This is a genomic window from Rhodococcus sp. KB6, from assembly GCF_001445685.1.
Classification (GTDB): domain Bacteria; phylum Actinomycetota; class Actinomycetes; order Mycobacteriales; family Mycobacteriaceae; genus Rhodococcus_F; species Rhodococcus_F qingshengii.
In genome coordinates this window covers 169,240-191,729 of record NZ_LNAK01000099.1, presented here as the reverse complement: position 1 = coordinate 191,729, position 22,490 = coordinate 169,240, and the positions used below count along the sequence as shown (strand labels likewise).

Annotated in this window: 18 protein-coding genes; 6 read left to right on the top strand and 12 right to left on the bottom strand. The window is 64.0% G+C overall.

The window, feature by feature from the left end; all coding sequences use genetic code 11:
• Window position 1 precedes the first annotated feature (1 nt).
• Together ASU23_RS13510 and ASU23_RS13505 are read right to left on the bottom strand one after the other, a co-directional pair.
• Window positions 2-1,648 (bottom strand): MFS transporter, encoded by a 1,647-nt coding sequence (locus ASU23_RS13510; RefSeq protein WP_054188693.1) that lies wholly within the window; start codon window positions 1,646-1,648, stop codon window positions 2-4.
• 68 nt (window positions 1,649-1,716) lie between these two features.
• On the bottom strand, window positions 1,717-2,964 hold the full coding sequence (locus ASU23_RS13505; protein ID WP_253741336.1) for a hypothetical protein: 1,248 nt from the start codon (window positions 2,962-2,964) through the stop codon (window positions 1,717-1,719).
• An 18-nt stretch (window positions 2,965-2,982) separates the two neighbouring features.
• On the opposite strand from ASU23_RS13505, the gene ASU23_RS13500 reads away from it, so the two are divergent.
• A complete protein-coding gene (locus tag ASU23_RS13500; protein ID WP_058038093.1) occupies window positions 2,983-3,570 on the top strand; it encodes a DinB family protein in 588 nt (195 codons plus the stop codon).
• A 1-nt stretch (window position 3,571) separates the two neighbouring features.
• On the opposite strand, the gene ASU23_RS13495 is transcribed toward ASU23_RS13500, so the two are convergent.
• Together ASU23_RS13495 and ASU23_RS13490 are read right to left on the bottom strand one after the other, a co-directional pair.
• Window positions 3,572-5,134, bottom strand: a complete 1,563-nt coding sequence (locus tag ASU23_RS13495; RefSeq protein WP_058038092.1) for a YfcC family protein — start codon at window positions 5,132-5,134, stop codon at window positions 3,572-3,574.
• Window positions 5,131-6,507: a M20/M25/M40 family metallo-hydrolase gene (locus ASU23_RS13490; protein WP_030535870.1), complete on the bottom strand. Its 1,377-nt coding sequence runs from the start codon at window positions 6,505-6,507 to the stop codon at window positions 5,131-5,133. The genes ASU23_RS13495 and ASU23_RS13490 overlap by 4 nt, the downstream gene beginning before the upstream one ends.
• A gap of 150 nt (window positions 6,508-6,657) precedes the next feature.
• Here ASU23_RS13490 and ASU23_RS13485 point away from each other — a divergent pair, with 150 nt between their 5' ends.
• The 4 genes from ASU23_RS13485 to ASU23_RS13470 are packed head-to-tail and all read left to right on the top strand — an operon-like array spanning window position 6,658 to window position 13,637.
• Complete coding sequence (locus ASU23_RS13485; RefSeq protein WP_058038091.1) at window positions 6,658-7,293, top strand: TetR/AcrR family transcriptional regulator; 636 nt, start codon at window positions 6,658-6,660, stop codon at window positions 7,291-7,293.
• A 25-nt stretch (window positions 7,294-7,318) separates the two neighbouring features.
• Window positions 7,319-9,016 (top strand): AMP-binding protein, encoded by a 1,698-nt coding sequence (locus ASU23_RS13480; protein ID WP_058038090.1) that lies wholly within the window; start codon window positions 7,319-7,321, stop codon window positions 9,014-9,016.
• Window positions 9,013-12,210 (top strand): carboxyl transferase domain-containing protein, encoded by a 3,198-nt coding sequence (locus tag ASU23_RS13475; protein ID WP_058038089.1) that lies wholly within the window; start codon window positions 9,013-9,015, stop codon window positions 12,208-12,210. The genes ASU23_RS13480 and ASU23_RS13475 overlap by 4 nt, the downstream gene beginning before the upstream one ends.
• Before the next feature lie 56 nt (window positions 12,211-12,266).
• Window positions 12,267-13,637 (top strand): sulfatase, encoded by a 1,371-nt coding sequence (locus ASU23_RS13470; protein ID WP_058038088.1) that lies wholly within the window; start codon window positions 12,267-12,269, stop codon window positions 13,635-13,637.
• Here ASU23_RS13470 and cysC read toward each other — a convergent pair.
• The 8 genes from cysC to ASU23_RS13430 form a co-directional block, all read right to left on the bottom strand.
• Window positions 13,634-15,514: an adenylyl-sulfate kinase gene (gene cysC, locus ASU23_RS13465; protein ID WP_058038087.1), complete on the bottom strand. Its 1,881-nt coding sequence runs from the start codon at window positions 15,512-15,514 to the stop codon at window positions 13,634-13,636. The genes ASU23_RS13470 and cysC overlap by 4 nt on opposite strands.
• Window positions 15,514-16,428, bottom strand: coding sequence for a sulfate adenylyltransferase subunit CysD (cysD, locus tag ASU23_RS13460; protein WP_047272728.1), 915 nt, complete (start codon window positions 16,426-16,428; stop codon window positions 15,514-15,516). The genes cysC and cysD overlap by 1 nt, the downstream gene beginning before the upstream one ends.
• On the bottom strand, window positions 16,425-17,234 hold the full coding sequence (locus ASU23_RS13455; protein ID WP_007735934.1) for a Stf0 family sulfotransferase: 810 nt from the start codon (window positions 17,232-17,234) through the stop codon (window positions 16,425-16,427). Before ASU23_RS13455 ends, cysD begins: the two co-directional genes overlap by 4 nt.
• Window positions 17,235-17,356: 122 nt before the next feature.
• Complete coding sequence (locus tag ASU23_RS13450) at window positions 17,357-18,298, bottom strand: copper resistance D family protein (RefSeq protein WP_058038086.1); 942 nt, start codon at window positions 18,296-18,298, stop codon at window positions 17,357-17,359.
• A gap of 4 nt (window positions 18,299-18,302) precedes the next feature.
• Window positions 18,303-18,821: a copper resistance CopC family protein gene (locus tag ASU23_RS13445; RefSeq protein WP_029254160.1), complete on the bottom strand. Its 519-nt coding sequence runs from the start codon at window positions 18,819-18,821 to the stop codon at window positions 18,303-18,305.
• The gene (locus ASU23_RS13440; RefSeq protein ID WP_058038085.1) at window positions 18,821-19,489 is read right to left on the bottom strand and encodes a YcnI family protein; all 669 of its coding nucleotides are present in this window, start codon (window positions 19,487-19,489) and stop codon (window positions 18,821-18,823) included. Before ASU23_RS13440 ends, ASU23_RS13445 begins: the two co-directional genes overlap by 1 nt.
• 49 nt (window positions 19,490-19,538) lie before the next feature.
• The gene (locus tag ASU23_RS13435; RefSeq protein ID WP_030535865.1) at window positions 19,539-20,054 is read right to left on the bottom strand and encodes a hypothetical protein; all 516 of its coding nucleotides are present in this window, start codon (window positions 20,052-20,054) and stop codon (window positions 19,539-19,541) included.
• Window positions 20,055-20,068: 14 nt separating this feature from the next.
• A complete protein-coding gene (locus tag ASU23_RS13430) occupies window positions 20,069-20,722 on the bottom strand; it encodes a DUF6474 family protein (RefSeq protein WP_003944178.1) in 654 nt (217 codons plus the stop codon).
• A 124-nt stretch (window positions 20,723-20,846) separates the two neighbouring features.
• Between ASU23_RS13430 and ASU23_RS13425 the strand changes: the two genes are divergently transcribed.
• Entirely contained in the window at window positions 20,847-22,403 is a 1,557-nt protein-coding gene (locus ASU23_RS13425) for a TM0106 family RecB-like putative nuclease (RefSeq protein ID WP_054827774.1), read from the top strand.
• Window positions 22,404-22,490: the final 87 nt, after the last annotated feature.

The window sequence follows — 22,490 nt, the reverse complement described above, 5'->3', positions numbered from 1 at the left end:
GTTACTTCTTGCCCTTCGTGGGTTGCGGTTCTTCCAGAGCAGGTACTTCGTCGGGCATGCGGCCGGCCGGAATGATGGCGAGCAGGGAGAGTCCGGCGAGGACGAGTAGCGAGGTTCGCAGGGCGCGCAAGCGCGCTTCGGTGTTGATCCGGATGGCTTCGTCGATCTGTGCTTGTGTCGCCGAGGTGTTTTCGAGCGTCACGACGAGTTGATCGTTGGGGACGAAGTTGACCTGGTCGAGATTGATCCCGGACTCGACCTTGAGTGATGCCGGGATGGTGGGGTTGTCGATCAGCTGCGAGCTGACGAGGGTACCGAGGATTCCGACGGCGAAGACGCTGGCCACCGCGATGCCGACGCTGCCGGACATGTTGTGTACCAGTCCCCGCCAGGCACCGACGTCGCCGGCCAGTTCCTTGGGGGCTGCGGTGAGGAGGGTGTTGAACACCAGCGCAACGATGGCGCCCTGCCCGAGGCCGAGGGTGATCAGTCCGATGACGACAAAGATCTGATGCCAGTCGCCACGAATGGTGAAGGCCAACAAGATGAGTCCAGCGGCAACGACGACGAACCCGGCTCGTGCGATCAGACGCGGGGAGTACGTCTTGTACAGACGCGCGACGACGGTACTCGCGATGAAGATCGAAAGTGTGTACGGGATGATCGAGAACGACGTCTGCAAGCTGCTGCGGCCCTGGATGATCTGCATGTACAGCGGAATGAGGAAGTTGGCCGCGGTTCCCACGAACATCATCGTCGCCATGCAAATCGTGGTGGCGCGCTCGGCGCCGGTCTTGAGGACGTCGAGGTTGAAGAGCTGAGGCTTGTTCTGCGCCTTGCGGCTTCGCGTCCACTGGAAGAATCCCTGCGCACAGATGGTGCCGAGGACGATCAGGATGGCCGCGGGTGAAACACCGATGACCGAGAACGGCGCAGCGTCGGTGGCCAGGATGACGCCCCACGAGTTCAGGCCGCTGAAACCGAAGCTGAGCAGGATGACGGCAACGGCAGCAATGGCGGCGCCGGCCCAGTCGATGGTGATGTCCTTCTGCGGGGGAACAGGTTTGACCCGGAAGCTCAGGATCAGGTTGACCACCGCGAGAGCCACGACGAGGGCGAACGAGTATCGCCACCCGATCGTCGTCGCGAAGGAACCGGCGATGAGCAGCGCCAGCACACCGGCCGCCGGGATTGCTGCTGCCAGGTAACCGATGGCCTTTGCCTGCTGATCGCCACTGAAGTTCGTGGCGATGAAGACCGTCAACGCGGGAGCGATGAGGGCGATCACGGCGCCGGATGCAGCTTGCGCCACGAACAGCATTGCCGGGCTCTGACTCAGGGCGACCGCGGCCATTGCGAGGCCGTGAATCGCGACGGCAATCTGGAAGACCAGACGCGTTCCGTAACGGGCGCCGATCTTGGCCCCCAACAGAATGAAGGCAGCCATGGCGAAGGTGCCCGCGGTGATCGCGGTGCCGACACTTGTTGCGGGCGTGTCGAGATCGGTGGTGATGCCGGCCATCGAGACGGTCAGGGCGTTGACGGCGAACGACGCCTGAATCTGGGTGAGGACCACCACGATGAGTGGTAGCCAGGAGGCGGTGCTCACGGCGGCCGTTGTGGCGGCCGCGCCAGGCTTTACGGACATGATGGGTCACGCCTTCCTCGACACTGCGTGTACTCGCGACGTGCCCGGATCAGCCACGCACGGCTACATTAGCCGGAATTGTGCTGAATGGTCGCCTGCAAGTGGTTGGTTTCTTCGCGGTAGACCACCATCTCCCGGTGCAAGGCGCGACGGAAGCGCGGTTGCTCGGCCAGGAGTACGGCCAGCACGGTCAGCAACAGCCACGTCGCGGCCGCGCTCGCGAGGAGCAGCAGGACCGGAATCCACGGAACGCCCATCTGCTCGAGCAGCGTCGTCTTTGCCCAGACGCGCCAGTAGAGCATCAGATTGACGATCAGTCCGACACCGTACGAGATGACGAAGGACAGCAGGAACTGCTTCCACGTGCCGTCGTGGCGCCGCGCCGTCATCGGTTCTGCCCGCAGCGGCAAGCTCACCGACATCACGTTCGCGACCCCCAACCAGAGCAGGATCATGGTCAGCACCTGGCCGCACGCCTTCACCAGGTCGGCACTGCTTCCGGAGCGCCACGCGAGGACGGCGCTGAGCAGGAACCCGGCGCTGCCGACGAGGAGCAGCATCACCGCGTTTTTCGCGACGAGCACGTGCCAGAGCCTCGTTCCACCGGACAACGCAGCGCGCACGCGGCCGGCGTCGAAGCTGAGCGCATTGGTGCACACGACGCTTCCGACCACACCCGAGAGTGCATACAGCGCAAGGTAAGGCAGTCGATCTTCCTTGGTGTCCCACTGGAAGAGGCGAATGAATGCCAGGTACGCCAAGCCCATTCCGAGGCTCAGCCCCAGCCGAAAAGCGATCGACCGAGGCTTACCACTCACCACGTGCCGTGCTTCCTCACGGATCCGGGAGCCGAGATCCTGCACATGCCGGACGACGGGGTTGCCCGAGTTCAGCGGGACGTAACCACGGATCGCGGCGGCGACGGTATCGGTGTCACCGGCATCGAGCGCGGCGACGCGTGCTTCGAGAACCGCAAGGTGGGCGGCGCGCAACGCTATCCGTGCGGTGGTCACCGCGGCGACGGCGTCGGCCTCGGCCTGCGCGGCGGTGCCGATGCCGGCGTCGGCGGGCAGCGGCGGCTGCAACGTCGTGATCAGTTCGAGTTGGCGCGCCATGTGCGGCGACGGTGACAACCCGCTGTACGACGGTCGGCTCAGCGCTGATCGTTCGTCGTCGAGCGAATCACCTACGGACGCGGCAGCCTTGCGGACGGCTGCCGGGTTGTGCCAGCGCACCGACCGGGCGTCACGCTCGGCGGCGACGGCCCGAGAGGCAACCTCGGTCAGATCCTCGACCGCTGTCAATGTCTGCTCCACTCGGTTTAGGTTGGTTTCATGACCACCAACTCGGAAAAGGAAGATCTCCAGCGGTACCTGCAGGCAGCACGTGATGCGCTCGTCTGGAAGCTCGACGGGCTGTCGGAGTATGACATTCGGCGCCCGATGACCCGGACAGGGACCAACTTGTTGGGTCTGGTCAAACACATGATCGGCGTCGAGCTCGGGTATTTCGGTCCGACGTTCGGCCGGCGTGTTCCCGATCTCCCCGCGTGGTTGCGTTCGGAGGAACTCAACGTCGACATGTGGGCCCGCGCCGACGAGTCCACTGCCGACATCGTCGAAACTTATCGCCGCACCTGGGCTTTCGCCGACGCCACGATCGAGGAGCACGATCTGGACGCCCCCGGCTTCGTGAAGCACTGGCCGGAGGATCGTCGCGACGTCACACTGCACCGGATACTCGTTCACGTTGTCACCGAGATCCATCGGCACGCCGGCCACGCGGACATCGTGCGGGAGCTGATCGACGGCGCCGCGGGGATGAAAGCGGGCGACAACAATCTGGCTCCCGGTGATGAGGCGTGGTGGGCCGAGTACACCGACCGTCTGGAGACGGCGGCACGCCAGGCCCACCACGCCTGAACTACTCGAATACCGCTGCTGCGCCGATCACCACGACAACGATCACGAAGTTGATCAGTAGCAGTGGCCAGACGAAGCGCAGGAACTTGTCGTAGCCGACCTTCGCCATGGCCAACCCGCCGACAACGACGACGTTGGTCGGGGCAACCATCAGCATCAGGCCGTGGCCCATCTGGAAGGCGGTGATGACGAGTGCTCGGCTGACTCCGGCAAAGTCGCCCAGCGGCGCGAGCAGCGGCATCGCCAGGGTGGCGTGACCGGAACTGGACGGGATCAGGAACGCCAGCGGGATGTTGACGAGCATCACCAGGATCGCGAAGACCCCCGCCGAAGCGCCGCTGACCAATTGCTCCATCGCGTTGAGGATGGTGTCGAGGGTTTCGGTGTTGGTCATGATCACCGAGACGCCGCGAGCGAGCAGGATGACGATCGCCGGTCCGACCATGTCGCCGGCTCCACGCGTGATCAGGGAGACGATCTTCTTCTCACCCATCTTCGCGACTATGCCGACGAGAACGGCGGCGAGGATGAACAGCATCGCCAATTGCGGGAACCACCAGTTCAACTCGAACCAGTAGGGCTCGGTTGCCGTGACGTGGTACGCGTCGTACTCGGCCGGACCGGTGGTGGCGCCGAAGATGCTCGACCACGGGATGACGGAGAAGATCATCAGTCCGAAGGTGAGTCCGGTGATGAGCAGTACCAGCTTCTGAGTTCCGGTGAGCTTGCCGTCGATGTCCACCGGCTCGGCCGGCTCTTCGTCTTCGTCGTCCGCGATGTCGAAACCGACAAGCGACTTGGACGGATCCTTCTTCACCTTTGCGGCGTAGCGGAGAACGAATGCCACTGCCACAGCGGTCAATACGATCCACAGGATCACGCGCAGCACGATGCCGTCACCGATGGAGACGCCTGCCTCACCGGAGGCGACGCCGATCGAGAACGGATTGACGGTCGACGCCATGTTTCCGACCAGAGCGCCGAGGATGATCATGGTGGCCGCGACCATGCGGTCGTAACCCAGTGCCGTCATCAGCGGGATGAGCAGGGCGTAGAAGCCGAACGTCTCGACCGAGAAGCCCATTGTCGAACCGAGCAGCGAGAACAGCACCATGATGACGGTGATGAGCAACCAGCCCTTGTCGCTGAGCTTGGTAGCCAGCTGGGAGACAGCGGTTTCCAGGCTGCGGGTGGCAAAGCTGACCGAGATGAACGCACCGAGCGCCATGATGAAGAGGACTACGCCGACCGAACCGAAGAGCCGTCCGATGTTGTCGGTGTCGACGAACCCGGTGATCGAATCCTGTACGCCGTACAGGCCGTTCACGGGGGAGAGGATCAGTTGCTGGATTCGTTCCCAGAACGACAGCGGAGACGTGACGGTCTCGAAGCTGCCGGGAACGGGTGAGCCGTCCACGTCGACGCCGAAGCGTCCGGCCGGAATGAACAGTGCCGCAACCCAGACCAGAATGGTGACGATCGCGAGCATCGTGACCGCGCCGGGGAACTCGAACTTCTTCTTGGCCGGAGTAGGTGCGGACCCCGTGTCGGTCTCGGTGCTCATTTCTTCCCCTCGAAGGTGTGTGCGTACTCCTGGAAGAACAGTGCTTTGGCGACGACGGCCTTCTCGAGCTCGTCGAGCAGGACGCGTTCGTTGGGGCCGTGGATGTTCGCGTAACCGTCGGTGGCGCCGAACAACAGCTTCTCGGCGGTGGGCACTGCTGTATCCAAGGCCATCACGAGGGGGATCGAGCCGCCGCCTGCCATCAGCCCGGCCGGCTCACCCCACGACTGCGATAATGCAGACAATGCCGCGTCGAAGGCCGGTCCACCTTCGGCTGCCGCAAACCCGTCGCCGGTTTCTCCCGCGGTGACAGTCAGTTGTAAACCGAAGGGGCGCAGGGCTTCCAGGTGTCGGACCAGAGCAGCCTGCGCCTCGATGGCAGGTTGGCGCGGGTGTACGCGCAGATTGATCACGGCGCGGGCAGTGCTTGCGACGGCGTTGACCGCACCGTCCACAGGGGGAGCGTCGATTCCCGTCACGGTGATGGCCGGGCCCGACCAGATGCGTTCGCCGATGCCGCCGGTTCCGAGCAGCGGAAGCCCGTCTTGGATCTCGGCGAGGGTGCGGAACTCGTCCTCGGTGTATGAACTGCCGGTCCACGGTTCGCGCAGGAGGCCGTCGATCGCCACGTCACCGTTGTCGTCGTGCAGCGACGCCAGTGCGCGGATGAGCGCGAGGCGGGCGTCCGGTGCGGCGCCGCCGTAGAGGCCGTTGTGCTTGTCGGCTCCGAGAGTGGTGAGTTCGACGATCACCTGGGCCGATCCGCGCAGTGCGACGGTCAGGGTCGGTGATCCGGGTCGAACGCTCCCGACGTCGGCGATGACCATTGCGTCGGCCGCAAACAATTCGGGGGCTTCCGGCGGATAGTTGTCGAAGGGGCTGCCGAATTCTTCCTGGCCTTCGATGACGAGCTTGACCGTCACCGGCGGCTTTCCGTCGAAGACGCGAAGCGCGCCGATCATGCCGATGACGTTTGCCTTCGAATCTGCCGTACCGCGGCCGTAAATCGCGCCGTCACGCTTGCTCGGTTCGAAAGGCGGTGAATCCCAGAGTTCGACGTCGTCGGCGGGAACGACGTCGTAATGCGAATACATCAATACGGTCGGGGCTCCCTCTGGACCGGGAACTGTTGCAATGATGACCGGCGCAGTTTTACCTGTTATTTCGAGTTTCTCTATCTTCGTGACTCCGGACTTCTCCAATAGAGAAACGATCAGGTCGTGAGCCTCGAACAGGGGCTCGCTGGGGAAACCTTCTGTTGCTATCGACGGAATACGAACAAGTTCGACGAGTTCCGACTCCAGTGCCGGCATCAAAGCTGCAACTGTTTCCTTGATTGTGGAATAGGAGGGCGAGGCGGATTCTTCCGGCACGGAATTGACTCCTTCTGGGAAAGGCGAAAAACATTAGAGGCAGAGTCTTACACCCGATATGCGGGGTGTGAAAGGGTGACCCGAACAAAAAGCCGAAGTGGGGCGCCGGGCTCGCGATTCTTGACATTGACGTCAACGTCAACACACACTGTGACGGTGACCACCAGTGAAACGCAGGAGCGAGCGCGGACAGCCCGCAAACTCGGCGACGGTCCACGCCGTGCCGGACTGCTCGACACCGCTGCCCTCTGCTTCGGCGAACTCGGATACGACGCCGTGACGGTCGAGACGATCACGACCAGGGCTGATGTGTCCCGGGCGACCTTCTACGCGTACTTCTCGTCGAAGGACGAGGTCTTCCGCGCCGTCGCCGAAATGATGTGCCGACGCTTCCTCGACGCTCAGCACATGGAGGGCCCGGCGGCCGAGGATCTACGCGAAGTTCTCCGAACGACCACGTCGGCGTTCATCACGGCCGTGTACACCTACGGTGACCTGCTCGCGGTGATCGAGCATCGGGCGCGGGTGGATTCCGAGGTCGAGCGCAGTTGGTCGGCGGTTCGCGAAAAGCTCGTGAGCCGCTACGTCCGCTTTGTCGATCGGATTCGACAGGTTCACGACGTAGATCCCTGCGTTTCGCCTCCGGTGCTCGTTCAGATGATCTCGGATGCACAGATGGCCGGTGGAGCACGACTGAGTAAGGCGAGTGTCGAAGAGCAGAACCAGTTCATTGCAGATATGACGACGATGTCCGAGCGGTTGATCGGGTTCGAAGAGTCGAAATAGAGTTCTTTTACGAATGGAGTGATCGGTGGCAGAACAAGACGTGCTCGAAGCGGCTCTGGCGGAGATCTCTGCGCTGCAACAAGCGCATTGGCCCGCCGGCATTCCCCGCGCCGTCGAGTATCCGCTCGAAGGTGGGGGACTTGTCGATTACTTGCGGCATTGGGCGATCGAGCGGCCGGATACTCCTGCCATCGTCTTCTACGGCCGGGTCATCACGTATTCCGAATACGACGAGCTTTCGGATCGTTTTGCCGGATGGCTGCTGTCACTCGGAGTCGAACGCGGCGATCGCGTCGGCGTTCACCTGGTCAATTGCCCTCAGTTCCATATCGCGATGCTCGGCATTCTCAAGGTCGGTGCGGTTCACGTGCCGATCAATCCACTCTTCCGTGAACATGAATTGATTCACGAACTCAACGATGCCGGCGTCAAGGTCCTACTGACGCAGAACACCTTCTCGAAGTTGGTGAAGAAGGTTCGCTCACAGACTCCACTCGAACACGTCGCGAAGACTGCAGTGTCGGACATGCTGACGGCGATCCCGACCGTCGAACTGCCCTTCGAGGTCGACGATCCGCGCCTGAGCGACTGGCAGTCGATCATCACCAGTGAGCGGGCGACTCCTGTCGCCACCGAACTCGATTCCCTCGCCGCCCTGAACTACACGGGCGGAACGACGGGAATGCCCAAGGGCTGTGAGCACACTCAGCGCCACATGGTTTACACCGCGGCCACCGCGACGCTTGCGGGCGGTGACCAGGTGGGTGCCAATCCGCCGGTGTCCCTGGTGTTCTTGCCGATCTTCTGGATCGCAGGTGAGGACTTCGGCATCCTGGTTCCGCTCGTCAACGGCGGAACCGTGGTCCTGCTGAATCGTTGGGATGCGGAGACCACGCTCGACGCTGTCGAGGCTTACGGCGTGACCTCGCTGGTCGGAACTGTCGACAATTACGTCGAACTGATGGACACGCCAGGATTCGCGGAGCGAAATCTCTCGACACTCCAGAACGTCATGGCAGTTTCGTTCGTTCTCAAACTCGATCCGGCCACGCGCCAGCGGTGGCGCGAGGCTACCGGCGGCGTTCTGCGCGAAGCGAGCTACGGCATGACCGAAACCCACACCGCGGACACGATCACCCTCGGCTTCCAGGACGGCGACTACGACCTGAAAAGCGAGCCGGTGTTCTGCGGAATTCCGGTGCCCGGCACCGACGTTCTGATCGTCGATCACGACGGCAGGCCGGTTCCCGTCGGCGAGCACGGGCAGATCATCGTGCGCAGCCCGTCCATCCTTTCCGCGTACTACCGCAACGAGGCGGCCACCGCCGACGCCATCCGTGACGGCTGGCTGCAGACCGGTGACGTCGGAAAGTTCAGTGAGCGTGGCGGTTTGCACTATTTGGCGCGGAACAAGGAAATGATCAAGACCAACGGCATGAGTGTCTTTCCCTCCGAGGTGGAAGCGCTGCTCATGCTGCACCCGGCGATCGAAAAGGCTGCGGTGGTGCCGAAACCGGACCCGGACAAGGGGCAGGTGGCTTTTGCGTTTGTCCAACTGGTCGAGGGTTCCGACACTGCGGCCGACGAGATCGTCTCGTGGGCCAAGGAGAACATGGCCACGTACAAGGTGCCCGAAGTGGAAGTGCTCGAGGCGCTTCCGATGACTGCAACAGGAAAGGTGCGCAAGGGCGATCTGTTCGAGCGCACTCAGGGGGGCAAGTGAGACTGCTGATTGCGAACCGCGGCGAAATTGCGCTGCGGATCATTCGAACTGCCCGTGAACTCGGGATCGAGACGGTGTCGGTGTACGCCGAGGACGACGCGTCCAGTCCGCACGTCGCGGCGGCCACGGAGTCGGTGCCGCTCGGAGCGTCGGGCGCATCCGCGTACCTGGATCAGAGCGCACTGCTGAAGATCGCGGCCGAAACGGGCGCCACGCACGTGCACCCGGGCTACGGATTCCTCAGTGAGAATGCCGAATTCGCGCAGGCGTGTACCGAGGCGGGCATCGTCTTCGTCGGCCCGGACGCCCAGGTTCTCCGGACTTTCGGCGACAAGGCCAGCGCCCGCACTGCGGCGGTCGACTCAGGAGTGCCGGTCCTGCCGTCGACATCGGCGAACGCCGACCTCGACGAGGTGCGTGAATTCTTCGAGCGCAACTCCCGCGGCATCATGATCAAGGCGCTCAGCGGCGGCGGTGGCCGCGGCATGCGCGCGGTGCGCGACCCGAAAGCGCTCGACGACGCGTACCGTGTGTGTGCGGCCGAAGCCCAGTCGGGATTCGGCAGTTCGGCACTGTTCGCCGAGGTACTCAGTGAGCACGCTCGGCACATCGAAGTGCAGATCGTGGCGGCACCGGGGCAAGGTGGAACCCACGCGCTCGCTCTGGGTGACCGCGATTGCAGCGTCCAACGTCGCCATCAGAAGTTGATCGAGGTTGCGCCCGCGCAGGGGCTGTCGGGGGCCCTGCGCGAGCGTCTTCACGCTGCGGCGGCGAGGCTGTGCGCCGAGGTCGGCTATCGAGGCATCGCGACGGTCGAGTTCCTGGTCGAGGAACGCGGGTTCGTCTTCCTCGAGGTCAATCCCCGAATTCAGGTGGAGCACACGGTGACCGAGGAGGTCACCGGAGTCGATCTCGTCGCCGTGCAGCTCGCGATCGCGGACGGAGTTCCGTTCGAGAACCTGGACCTGCCAACAGGGATCATCGCTGTCGAGAAGGGCTCGGAGACAGTCGGATCCGTGGCAAACGCTTCGGGGATTGCGATACAGGCCCGCGTCAACATGGAAACCATGACGCCGGACGGCAATGCGCTGCCGTCCTCCGGCACGCTCGACAACTTCACTCCTCCGGGCGGACCCGGCGTGCGCGTGGATACCTTCGGTACGGTCGGACTCTCGCCGAGTGCGCGTTACGATTCGCTGCTGGCAAAGGTGATCACCCACACGCGTCGAGCGGATTTCCCTGCCGCGGTGCGTAAGTCGATTGCTGCTCTCAGTGAGTTCGCCATCGACGGTGTAGCGACCAACCTCGAATTTCTGCAGGCAATACTGTCGGACAAGGACTTCCGCGACGGCCTGGTCGACGTCGACTGGTTGGGTTCTCGATTGGCGGACCTTGTCCCCGAAGTGGGCCCACAAACGCCCTCCTCGTCTGTGGACGTGGCACCGGACGAGGATGTGGTCCGTGCACAGATGGCGGGCATCGTCGTCGAACTCGCGGCAGTCGGTGACGGTATCCATGCGGGTGGCCAGGTTGCCGTCCTCGAGGCGATGAAGATGCAGCATGTTCTCTCGGCGCCCGGTGATCTCGAAGTGGTCCGGGTCCTGTCGTCACCGGGCAGGTCGGTGGGCGCGGGCGAACCGTTGCTCGTCGTCCGTAGTGCAAGCGCAGGATCGAAGCTCGCCGAGGTCGACGAGGTGGACCTCGACGACGTCCGTCCCGACCTCGCCGAAATCATCGCTCGCCACGAGGTGACCCTGGACCCGGCCCGGCCCGCAGCCGTGGCGAAGCGTCACAAGCTGGGACGCCGGACTGCTCGCGAGAACGTCTACGACCTGGTCGACGACGACAGCCTGGTCGAGTACGGCGCGCTCGCGCTGGCGGCGCAGCGCAGTCGACGCAGCGAGGAAGACCTGATCGCCAACACTCCTGCCGACGGGTTGATCGGCGGAGTGGCGACCATCAGCGGCGGCGAGAGCGTCGTGATCTCGTACGACTACTCGGTGCTCGCCGGTACCCAGGGCATGCGCAATCACGCCAAGACCGACCGCCTGCTCGAGATCGCCGATCGCAAGCGAGTTCCGGTGGTGCTGTTCGCGGAAGGTGGCGGCGGTCGCCCCGGTGACACCGACGCCGGCGCCGGGGCGGGCCTCGAGCTGGGAACCTTCCGCGCCATGGCGGCGCTGAGCGGGCGGGTGCCCATGGTCGCCGTCGTGTCCGGGCGCTGTTTCGCGGGCAACGCGGCCCTGGCCGGCGCGTGCGACGTCCTGATCGCGACACCGGACGCCAACATCGGGATGGGTGGTCCTGCCATGGTCGAGGGCGGCGGGCTCGGAAACTTTCGCCCCGAGGACATCGGCCCCATCGACGTGCAGCGCCGCAACGGCGTCGTACACCTGGTCGCTGACGACGACGCTCATGCGGTGGCGCTGGCCAAGCAGTACCTCGGCTACTTCCAGGGTGCGAGCGGAGAGTGGACCGCTCCGGATCCGCGGCTCTCGCGGCATGTGGTGCCGGAGAATCGCCTGCGCTCGTACGACGTTCGTGGAGCGATCGACGCAATCGCGGACGTCGACAGCGTCCTGGAACTGCGTCGAGACTACGGACGCGGTGTAGTAACCGCACTCGTTCGTGTCGAAGGAGTTCCGTACGGTGTGCTGGCGAACAGCAGCGAGCATCTCGGCGGCGCGATCGACGCGGAAGCCTCGGACAAGGCTTCGGATTTCCTGGAACTGCTCGAAGCGCACCGCATCCCTCTGGTGACGCTGTGCGACACACCGGGATTCATGGTGGGCCCGGATTCGGAGGAGGAGGCGACGGTTCGAAGGTTCGGCAGGTTCTTCGTTGCCGGTGCTCGCCTCACCGTGCCGTTCGGAACGATCATCCTGCGCAAGGGTTACGGGTTGGGCGCTATGGCAATGGCCGGTGGTTCCTTCCACGCCCCCGAGTTCACGGTCGCGTGGCCGACGGGCGAGATCGGGCCGATGGGTCTGGAAGGTGCTGTGCGTCTCGGTTTCCGCAAGGAACTCGAGTCCGTCGAAGATCCGGTGGCTCGGGAAACACTGTTCGGTCAGTTCGTGGAACTGGCCTACGCACAGGGCAAGGCGCTGATGGCGGCGACCACGTTCGAACTGGACGACGTCATCGATCCGGCCGATACCCGCGGATGGATCAGACAACTCTGCAGAAACAGTTGAGATCCTGCTGATTCGAGCTGTTGCCGCACGTGGGCGGGGCAACTAGCCTTGCCCACGTGTCGGCTGCGCGAGATAACGTCCTGATCATTCATTGGCACGACCTGGGGCGGCACCTCGCGAGTTACGGTGTCGCCGGGGTCAACAGCCCCCATCTCGACCGGCTGGCGGCAGAAGGCATCCGGTTCACCGACGCACACGCGACGGCGCCGCTGTGCTCGCCTTCGCGCGGATCGCTCTTCTCGGGCAGGTATCCGCACAACAACGGTCTGATCGGGTTGGCGCACCACGGCTGGGAGTACCACGCTGAGGTGCAGACGCTCCCGCAGATCCTCTCCGACCACGGTTGGTACACCTCGCTCTTCGGCATGCAGCACGAGACTGCGTATCCGAAGCGACTGGGCTACCACGAGTACGACGTCACCAACTCGTTCTGCGACTACGTGGTTCCGCGTGCCCAGAACTGGCTACGACGCTTCCCGCCCGAGCCGTTCCTGCTCACCACGGGATTCTTCGAAACGCATCGCCCGTACCCCGCCGATCGCTATACCCCGGCGGACACCGCAGCCCTGGAGGTCCCCGGATACCTTCCGGACGTGCCACAGGTGCGCGAGGATCTGGCCGAATTCCACGGCAGCGTAGAGGTGGCCGACGCCGCGGTGGGGGAACTGCTCGCGACCCTCGAGGAAGAGGGGCTCGACGAGAACACCTGGGTCTTCTTCCTCACTGATCACGGCGCGGCGTTCCCGCGTGCCAAGTCGACGCTCTACGCCCCGGGTACCGGTATTGCCTTGATCGCTCGGCCTCCCGCGCGGTATCGCAGTGGCGGAAAGGAATACGAGACACTGTTCAGTGGTGTGGATCTTGTTCCGACCATTCTCGATCTGCTCGGAATCGACGTCCCCACCGAGGTGGAAGGGCGCTCGCACGCCGATGCCCTCGTCGACCGCGGAACTGAACCGTCCGAACCCGTTCGTACTTCCCTGTTCACGGAGAAGACCTTTCACGACAGCTTCGATCCCATTCGAGCGGTGCGTACCAAGGACTACAGCTACATCGAGAACTACGCCGTCCGCCCCGCTCTGGATCTACCGCTCGACATCGAGGACAGTCTTTCCGGAAAAGCGCTCGGCACCGAGCATCTTGCGGTACGCGCACCCCGGGAGCTGTACGACCTCCGTGCCGACCCGGACGAGAAGATCAATCTGATCGATCGACCGGAAGTCTCGGCAATACAGGCGGAATTGTCCTCGCAGCTTCACACGTGGCGCGCCGAAACCGACGATCGTCTCCCGGACGAGGCATTGGGAAGCGCGATGGCGGTGCACCGCATGGCGGCGTACCTCGAGAAGATCGGTGTCCGACCCAACGTGCGGTCCGCCTACAGTGCGGACCGCGGTTACCTCGAGTCGGACACCGAAAACCCCTAGGGCCTCGCGGCTTCGCGCTCTTCCAACAATGCGATGACCCGCTCGACCAGCTCGTTGATGTCAGCGCCGGTTGTGTCGAATGCCAGGTCCGGGTCCTCCGGCGTCTCGTAAGGCGCGTCGATTCCGGTGAGCCCCTTCAGTTCACCCGCCCGCGCACGTGCGTACAGGCCCTTGGGATCGCGGCGTTCGCATTCTTCGACGGGAGTGGTGACGGCAACTTCGAGGAAAGTGAGCCCGGCAGCTTCGTTGAGAGCGCGCGCAATTGCTCGATCCGAACGCAGCGGCGAAACCATCGACGCGATGGCCACGACGCCGGCGTCGGCGAACAGTCGAGTGAGATGCCCGACGCGCCGGATGTTCTCGGCCCGGTCTCCCGGCGAGAACCCGAGATCGTCGGAGATACCGTGGCGGACGTTGTCACCGTCCAGGAGATACGCGGTGCGTCCCGCGTCGACGAGCGCACGTTCGACAGCCACAGCGACGGTGGATTTTCCGGAGGCAGGAAGGCCGGTCAGCCAGATCGTCGCGCCCCTCTGGGTGGTAGACGCCCATCGCCGTTGACGTTCGAGTGAGGACGGATGCCACTTGATGTCGTTGCGGGTCTGCTCGCCGGGAACGACGACGCGTGGTTCGAGAATGGTGCCGGCGCCGACGGTGTCGTTGCTCTGCTCGTCGATCAGGATGAAGGCGCCAGAGTCCCGATTGTGGTCGTAGGTGTCGGCGACCACCACGGAACTGGTTCGGAGCGTGACCGTTCCGATGTCGTTGAGTCCCAATTCGACTGGGCTGTCCTGCTCGTCGAGCGTTTCAGGATCGAGACGGGTGTGCAGTTCTTGGACGGTCGCTCGCACGGTCCGGGACGTGTGTTTGAGCGCTATCCGATCGCCCGCGCGCAACGGTGTGTTGGACAACCAGCAGATGGTGGCTTCGAGTTCTCGGGCCAGAACCGGCAAATGAGCCTGCGCACCGCCACTGACCAGAACGTCGCCACGTCCGACGTCGATGTCGTCGGCCAGTTCCACCGAAACCGACAGTGGTGCAACGGCAGTACTGCGGTTGTCGTCGAGAGTGTCCAGACTGATCACGGTGCTCTTCGATCCGGACGGCAGGACCACTACCTCGTCTCCGACGCTCAGTGTGCCTGCCGAGATCCGGCCGGTGTACCGGCGACGATTCTGCGGATCGGGGCGCGAAACCCATTGCACGGGAAGCCGAAGCTCCTCGATGTGCGTCGCGGGCGCATGGAGTTCGACGCCTTCGAGGTACTCGAGGAGCGTCGGCCCCTCGTACCACGCGGTGTTCTCGGACCGCGTCACGACATTGTCGCCGGCTTTCGCGGAGACCGGTATGGCGAGTACGTCCTCGCGTCCGACTTGCCGTGCCAAGGCCCGCAATTCTTCCTGCACCTGAGCGAATCTCGCTTCGTCGAAGTCCACCAGATCGATCTTGTTCACCACGGCTACAAGGTTCGGAACACCGAGCAGTGCGGCGATTCTGGCGTGCCGGCGCGTCTGACGCAACACGCCGGTCCTCGCGTCGACCAGCAGGACCGCTACGTGAGCGTTGGATGCTCCGGTGAACATGTTGCGCGTGTAGCGTTCGTGCCCCGGGGTGTCGGCGAGTACGTAACTTCTTGTCGGGGTGGAGAAGAATCGGTACGCGACGTCGATCGTGATGCCCTGTTCACGCTCGGCACGTAGTCCGTCGGAGAGTGCAGCCAGGTCGGCGACACCGTGCTCGTCGGTCACGGAATCGAGGTGATCGGTTGGCAGGCTGTCGGTGTCGTGCAACAGTCGTCCGATCAGCGTGCTCTTGCCGTCGTCGACGCTACCCGCCGTTGCCAGCCGCAGGAGTTGGCGAGTGATGGTGGTCGTCATCAGAAGTAGCCCTCACGCTTTCGGTCTTCCATCGCGGCGACCGACGTTCGGTCGTCTGCGCGAGTCTCGCCTCGTTCGGAAACCGTCGCGGCCGAGATTTCGGTGACGACGTCGTCGATAGTGGTGGCGTGCGATCGAACGGCGCCGGTGATGGTCAGATCGCCGACGGTTCGATATCGCACCCACTCGGTCGTTGCCGCGGCGTTCTCGGCGTCGGTGCTGAATTCGGAAGCAGCGAGGAGCATTCCGTCGCGCTCGAATACCCTCCGCTGGTGCGCGAAATAGATGGACGGCAGTTCCAGTTCCTCCTGGGCTATGTAGCGCCAGATGTCGAGCTCGGTCCAGTTGCTCAGCGGAAAGACACGAACGGACTCGCCGCGTCTGATCCGACCGTTGTAGAGCGACCACGGTTCGGCCCGTTGCGCTCGCGGGTCCCACTGGCCGAACTCGTCACGGAAGCTGAGGACTCTTTCCTTGGCGCGCGCACGTTCCTCGTCCCGGCGGGCGCCGCCGAACGCGGCGTCGAACCTTCCAGCTTCGAGAGCGTCGAGCAGGGTTCTGGTCTGCAGGCGGTTTCGCGATCCGCTGGTCTCGGTCGACTCCTGCACTCTGCCCTGGTCGATCGAATCCTGAACGGAAGCAACCAGAAGTGTGTGCCCGCCCTCCTTGATTCGACGGTCGCGAAATTCGATGACCTCCTCGAAATTGTGACCGGTGTCGACGTGCAGGACCGGGAAAGGGAGTGGGGAGGGCCGAAACGCCTTCTCGGCCAGACGAAGCAGGACTATCGAGTCCTTGCCGGCCGAGAAGAGCAGGACCGGTCTCTCGAGTTCTGCCACCACCTCTCGAATGATGTGAACCGCTTCGGATTCGAGAACTCGGAGTTCGTCGACGACATCGGTGACGGTGCTCATGTGACGGGATATCCGTTCTGTTCGGCGTCGATGCGATAACGCTGCACCCATTCGCGGGATCGTCCGTCGCTCTGACGACGCAGCGGCGGTGGCGGGGCCAGTTGTCCGTCGAGGCCGAGGGAGATGAGGGTTTTTGCGACCACGGATTGCGGGTCTTCGGTGAGATCGCGGAACCCGACTTCGATGGGAGAGATGTCCTCTTCCTCGAACCAGCGCTTCCATTGGCGTTCCTGCTCACCGAGAATCGTCACCAGGTGCGCGATTCCGACTGCGTTGTACTGCGCACCGTCCGAGAGATTCGGTGGAGTCGCGTCGTCGCGCCAAACCTGTGTCTGCACGGCGCGCCACATCGACACAGCTTGAGCGACGACATCTTCTCGATAGACGTGGATGAACTGCAGGTCGTGATCGAGGGTGTCGTGGAGTGCGGAACGTAGGTCCGTCCCACTGCGCCAGGGCAATCCGGCCGCGCGATCGAGTAGGAGCGGCGTCTGGTTCCACATCAGCTTGCCACCCCAGACTCCGTTGGGGGTTCGGCCGAGTTCGAGAAGTTGTGTGCGCCACTGTTCGGAGGTGCGAGTGTCCGGCGTGCCCGGGTGGAACGGGGCGAGCAGACCCAGGACGGACTCGTCCGTGACGTCTTCGAACCACTGCCTCGGTTGCGGCGATCGCGAGGTCTCGGGGAGGTACTGGAAGAACTCTTCCGGCTCACCCGCGACCCCGGTTGCTCGCAGGGATTCGACCAGCAAAGTACTGCCGCTGCGCTGCGAAGCGCAGACGAGAAACGAGCGTTGGGCCTCCGTCATGCGAGCAACGCTAAGGGGGGCCGGAAACCGCCGCAAGCTGGGAAAATAAACTCACGTAGAGGTTAAATCTCGACGTGAAACGTTAAATGTGCGGGTCACGAAATGTCGCGCTGAGGCACGTCTTACGCAGTTGTCGCAAGGGCCGCGGCAAGCCCGAATGCGATGGCCATGAAGACAACTTCACCGATGGCGCGACGCAGGGATCCGTCCGAACTCATGCGGTGTGCAGCGCTCGCGACCACCCATGTCCGGCGCCACCACCATCCCAGGGCGACGAGCAGTCCGATCGCCACGATCTTGGCGAGGATCACCCGGCCGTATGCGGTGTCGTAGAAGGCGGAGAGTGAGTCGAGTCGCACGACGGCGTTGACGATACCGGTGACGACCAGCGCGAGGACGCATCGCCAGGCGAGAGCGGAGTACTTGGGCAACCAGATCGCCCAGGCACCGCGCGACGGTACGGCAAGCGCGAGTGCGGCGAGCACGCCGAACCACAAGGCCGCAGCGAGGACGTGAACGGCGTCGAGGATCGATCCGAAGCTCTGCTGCGCCATGTGCCCGGTGATCGGGCGGGCAGCGAGCGCCAACGCGGAGACGACCAATGCCGGTGCGACGGGCACCGTCTCGGGATTGGTGAACCCGTAGATGCCGTAACAGACCACGGCAAACGCGCACGCGATGATCGCGACACCGACGCGGCCGACGTTGACCTCGGAGACGAATGCGCCGAAGTGCCCGATGGTCAGTGAGGTGACCGGGGCGCCGTCTGCGGCTGCGGCATTGAGCACGAGGAGCGTGATCTCGGCGACGAGCCAAACCGCTGCCGCCGCGGTGAGCTGAGTCCACATGATCGCGGGGGTTGTTGCCGGGCGGCGTTCACTGCGGCCCATCCAGGCAAGCGTCGCGATGCCGAGCGTCAACGAGCCGCATCCGATCGCGAGAACGCGGACAGTGCTCGACGATTCGGGTCCCGAGGGGCTCGCGAGGCCCCAGGCGATGAGGACTCCCAGCAGAGCTGTGGGTACGGCAAACAGCAACCACCACCTGTTTGCCGTACCCGTCACGCGATCAGCTCGACTTCGGCTTACGCAGCACGAAGAACAGCGCACCGCCGAACACGACGACGCCGGCGACGATGAAGATCCACACCGGCATGCTGCCGGACTCCGACTCACCCGTACTCGACGCAGCAGCAGCGCCGGGAGTGCCCGACCCCGCCTCGGTGAGGGTGAAGGTCAGAGTTCCGTTGACGGGGTGACCGTCGGCGGAAGTGACTCGGTACGCGATGGTGTAGACGCCGGTCGGCCCGAGATCGCCGAGGTCTGCACTGACAGTGGGTCCTTCGACGGACGGATCGCTCTTGGTCCAGAGGTTGCCGTCCGGGCCGGTGACCGTCAGTGCCGCGAACTGCGCCTGCAGAGCCTCGTTGAACGTGACCGAAACCTTGTCAGGCGCAACCTGAATGGAAGCGCCGTTTTCCGGGTTGGAGCCGACCACCGCGGAGTGCGCACTGGCCGTGCCCATTCCGAGCATCGTGGCCAGCATCGCGAGCATGCCGACGGTGATGACCTTGATCCGGGTACTCATCAGCGCTTGCTCCTGACCAGTGCGCCGAGGCCGAGTGCAGCGCCCAAGGCGCCGAGCACCAGGCCGACGCCGCCGAGCCAGCGCGCGGTGTTGTCTGACGAAGAAGATTCGGAAGCAGCGGACGTCTCGGCAGTGTTATCGGCAGCAGGCGCTCCGTGAGCATCGCCGGTGGATGCGGCGAGAGTCAGCGTCGGCGCGGGCTTGTCCGGCTCGCTGCCGTCGGCAAGCTCTTCCTGATCCCAGTTGACGACGTTGCCGTCGCTGTACGTCTGGACGGCCTTGAACTCGACCTCTTCCTGCTCCGGCAGCGGGCCGGCAGAAAGGACGAACTGCTGGAACTGGCCGGGGGCGATTCCGACGCCGGGGTCGGCGGTCCACGTCACGGACTTGGCGACCAACGAGGTGGGGTCCTTCTCCACGACGGCGGTCCAGCCGGGCATCGGTTCGGTGCGTGCCGACTTGAGGTCGGGGAGCGCCACCGTCAGTTTGGTGGTCGAAGCGGTGTCGGATTCGGTGGGCACGCGGAACGTGAGAACGGAGTATCCGCCCTGCGCAGCTCCTGGTGCGACGACGCTGACGTGTGCTGAAGCAATTCCGGCGGCCAGCAGCACGGCGCTGCCGGTAGCGACGGTCGTGACAACCGCGCGCGAAATCAGGGTGTTCTTCATGTCGGGAAGTGTCCTCTTGGTCTGGTGAAGGGGGGCATTCTACGAATCTTCAGACCAGGGCAGGAGGACCGCGCCGCGAGATGCTGGCGCGAAGTAGAGCGTCGACAGGTCCGTGATGGATTCCGGTCGAGACGGTGTGGCCGCGGGAAGTGACAGCGGCGGGAGCCAGAGACGCCAGGACGACGTGGAGAGCGTGGGTGACAACTCGGTAGAGGCGCTCGGCGGCCAGGACCGCCACCGCACAAGCGACGGTGGCACTGGCGTGAGCACCGAGCATCACCAATCCCGGAGCGGGCGAATGAGCGTGCTCGGAGAGCGTCATGGTGGTGTGCGCGGCCAACTGACCCAGACCCAGAGCAACGATCAAGGCAGCGGGCCCCCGTGAGAGGGCGGGAAGGGTGGCCGTCACGGCGCCGACGGTTGCGCAGACGGCGAGCAACAGGGTCAGCGACGACGACTGTGGCAGCTCGCCTCCGCCGATCCCGTGCGCGGCGACAGCGAGAGCAGCCGAAGCGGAACCGACAGCTGTCCCCCGGAGGGTCGCGGTCTGCTCGGCTGCTCTCACTGGCGTTCTCAGGTCTAGCGCACGCCGAGACGTGCGAGCAGATCTGCTTCGACGCCGTCGAGTTCGGAAGAAATCGCCTGGTGAGCTGCTTTACGGCGAGCCTGCGGCATCTGCTCGGCAGCGCGAACTGCCGTGCTGAGGTCGCCGAGGCGCTCACGGATGGCGGCGGCGAAACGCTGCGTCTCCGCGTCGTCGGGCTTGCGGCTGAGGATCTCGGTGACCGAGCTCTCGGCGCCGGCGATACGAGCGCTCAACTTCGCGCCGTGACCGGTGTAGTCACCGAGCTGGTCGACGGCGATGCCCATCTTCTGTGCACGCGTGGTGTCGAGCTGGGCGCGCACCGCCGTGGCTGCGCGGTAAGCGATCGGCAGGAGAACGGGGGCAAGCAGACGTGCCACTCCCAGGTACTTACGCACCTTGGCGACGGTCAGGCCCTGATTCGCAGCGGCCTTCTCCTGCGCCTTCAGGGTCGCGATCTGCGCCTTTTCGATCTTGTGCTGTGACTCGATCTCGGCTTTCTCCAGCTTCTTGAGCGACTTGGTCTCGACCTTGTCGCGCTTACGCTGGCTCTTGGCGTTGAGCTTCGCCTCGACCTCAGCCTTGTGCTTGAGAGCCTTTGCCTCCGCCTTGCGGGTGGCACGAGACTTTCGCTTCTTGAACAACCCCATCGAAAAGGACCCCGTTTCCAGGTGTTTGTGTGTTGCCAGGTACCTGCGCTTCGGCTTCAGCCTAGGGGAGCACATAATCTTCGTCATCGTGTGTTCCGTTAACAACCCCGCGCCCCAGCTCCCGATCATCGATTCGGGGGCGTTGACCCGATGCCGTCATCGGGTGCGTCTGGACGGGTTGTTTCCCGGGAAATCGGCTTCGGAACCCGTCGACACCGGCGTCAAGCAGCGCCAGGATGCCGCGATCGCGAAGCGCGCGGAGATCGCCGAACTCGTGATCGGCGCTGCTCCCGAGCGTTGGGTGAAGATCAACCCTGATCAATCGGCGTCGGCTCAGGCTCGCGACACCTTGGCTGCCTGTGAGGCCGGCGCAGACCGGATCTGGGGCGCGGTCTTGCCGGTCGAGCGCGACACCGGACGCAAGGGCCGCTGCGAAATGCTGATCCGTGACGACGAGGGTGGCGGGTACATCCCCGTCATTGTCGTCAATCACAAGGTGACCGATCCCGGCCAGGGCGCGATCACCTCGGGGCTCTTCGAATGGGAGCCAGCGGCCGATCCCAAACGCAAGGTCCGCAGTCAGGTCCGCGATCAGATGCGCGTCGCGCAGGTCTATCGGATGCTCGAGCGTCGTGGGCTGGCGAGCCCATCGCTGACGGCAGGCGCGATCGGATACAACGGAGACTGCATCCTCGTCCACGACCTCAGCGCGATTCTCGACGATTACGACAAGCGTTTCGCCGACCGTATCGCTGTGGCCCGCGGTGAGGTGCTGACGTCTCCGTCACAGGTGAGCGAGTGCAAGTCGTGCCCGTGGTGGACCGAATGCAAGCAGGAGTTGGTTCGCAACCGCGACGTCAGCCTGGTGGCTGTCGGATCGCGGGCCGAGCTTCTGCGCGACGTGGGCTGCAACACGATCGATCAGCTGGCCGCCTGGGACGGTGAGCCGCTAGAGGATTGGCCGCACGGAAATTTCGACGACGCAGTAGTGATCGCCAAGGCGTGGTTGGTGGATGCTCCGTTGGTGCGGCGGTTCGAGAAGATCTCGGTGACTCGGGCGGACATCGAGATCGACGTCGACATGGAGAGCTATCAGGAGCACGGCGCGTACCTGTGGGGGACGTTGCTCAATGTCGGTGGCTTCTCGATGTATCGAGGATTTGCGACGTGGGATCCGCTGCCGACGCGTGACGAGGCGCGGTCGTTCGCAGAGTTCTGGGGCTGGCTGATGGCGGAGCGTGCCGCGGCCGCTGCTTCGGGTAAAACCTTTGCCGCATACTGTTATTCGCGTTCAGCCGAGGATAAGTGGTTGTTGGACTCGGCGCGCAGGTTTGCCGGTGAACCCGGGATTCCGAGTAAGGACGAGATTCGCGAGTTCATCGACAGTCCGCAGTGGGTCGACATCTATCAAGCGGTGAGTGATCAGTTCATCTGCCCGAACGGCAAGGGGCTCAAGAAGATTGCGCCCGTCGCCGGCTTCAACTGGCGTGACGCCGAGGCCGGGGGTGAAGCGTCGATGGCGTGGTACCGCGAGGCGGTCGGCTACGACGGTGAGCCGGACGAGACGCAGCGGACACGCATCCTGCAGTACAACGAGGACGACGTCATTGCCACCAAGGTCCTCCGTGAGTGGATGACGGACCGCGCGGAGAAGGAAATTCCGCTGGCTTCCGAGTTGTAGCGCTGATCCGTTCTGTCGCGATTGTCTGAAACATCCTATTGAACAGTATGTTTCAACTCGTAGTTTCTCGTCATCGTGTGTCCGGAA

Bases quoted from the DNA above. Each gene is read 5' to 3' on its own strand.
- cysC (WP_058038087.1), bottom strand. From the start codon at position 15,514: ATGACGACCACCATCACTCGCCAACTCCTGCGGCTGGCAACGGCGGGT.
- ASU23_RS13440 (WP_058038085.1), bottom strand. From the start codon at position 19,489: ATGAAGAACACCCTGATTTCGCGCGCGGTTGTCACGACCGTCGCTACC.
- ASU23_RS13455 (WP_007735934.1), bottom strand. From the start codon at position 17,234: ATGACGGAGGCCCAACGCTCGTTTCTCGTCTGCGCTTCGCAGCGCAGC.
- cysD (WP_047272728.1), bottom strand. From the start codon at position 16,428: ATGAGCACCGTCACCGATGTCGTCGACGAACTCCGAGTTCTCGAATCC.
- ASU23_RS13500 (WP_058038093.1), top strand. From the start codon at position 2,983: ATGACCACCAACTCGGAAAAGGAAGATCTCCAGCGGTACCTGCAGGCA.
- ASU23_RS13430 (WP_003944178.1), bottom strand. From the start codon at position 20,722: ATGGGGTTGTTCAAGAAGCGAAAGTCTCGTGCCACCCGCAAGGCGGAG.
- ASU23_RS13510 (WP_054188693.1), bottom strand. From the start codon at position 1,648: ATGTCCGTAAAGCCTGGCGCGGCCGCCACAACGGCCGCCGTGAGCACC.
- ASU23_RS13445 (WP_029254160.1), bottom strand. From the start codon at position 18,821: ATGAGTACCCGGATCAAGGTCATCACCGTCGGCATGCTCGCGATGCTG.
- ASU23_RS13495 (WP_058038092.1), bottom strand. From the start codon at position 5,134: ATGAGCACCGAGACCGACACGGGGTCCGCACCTACTCCGGCCAAGAAG.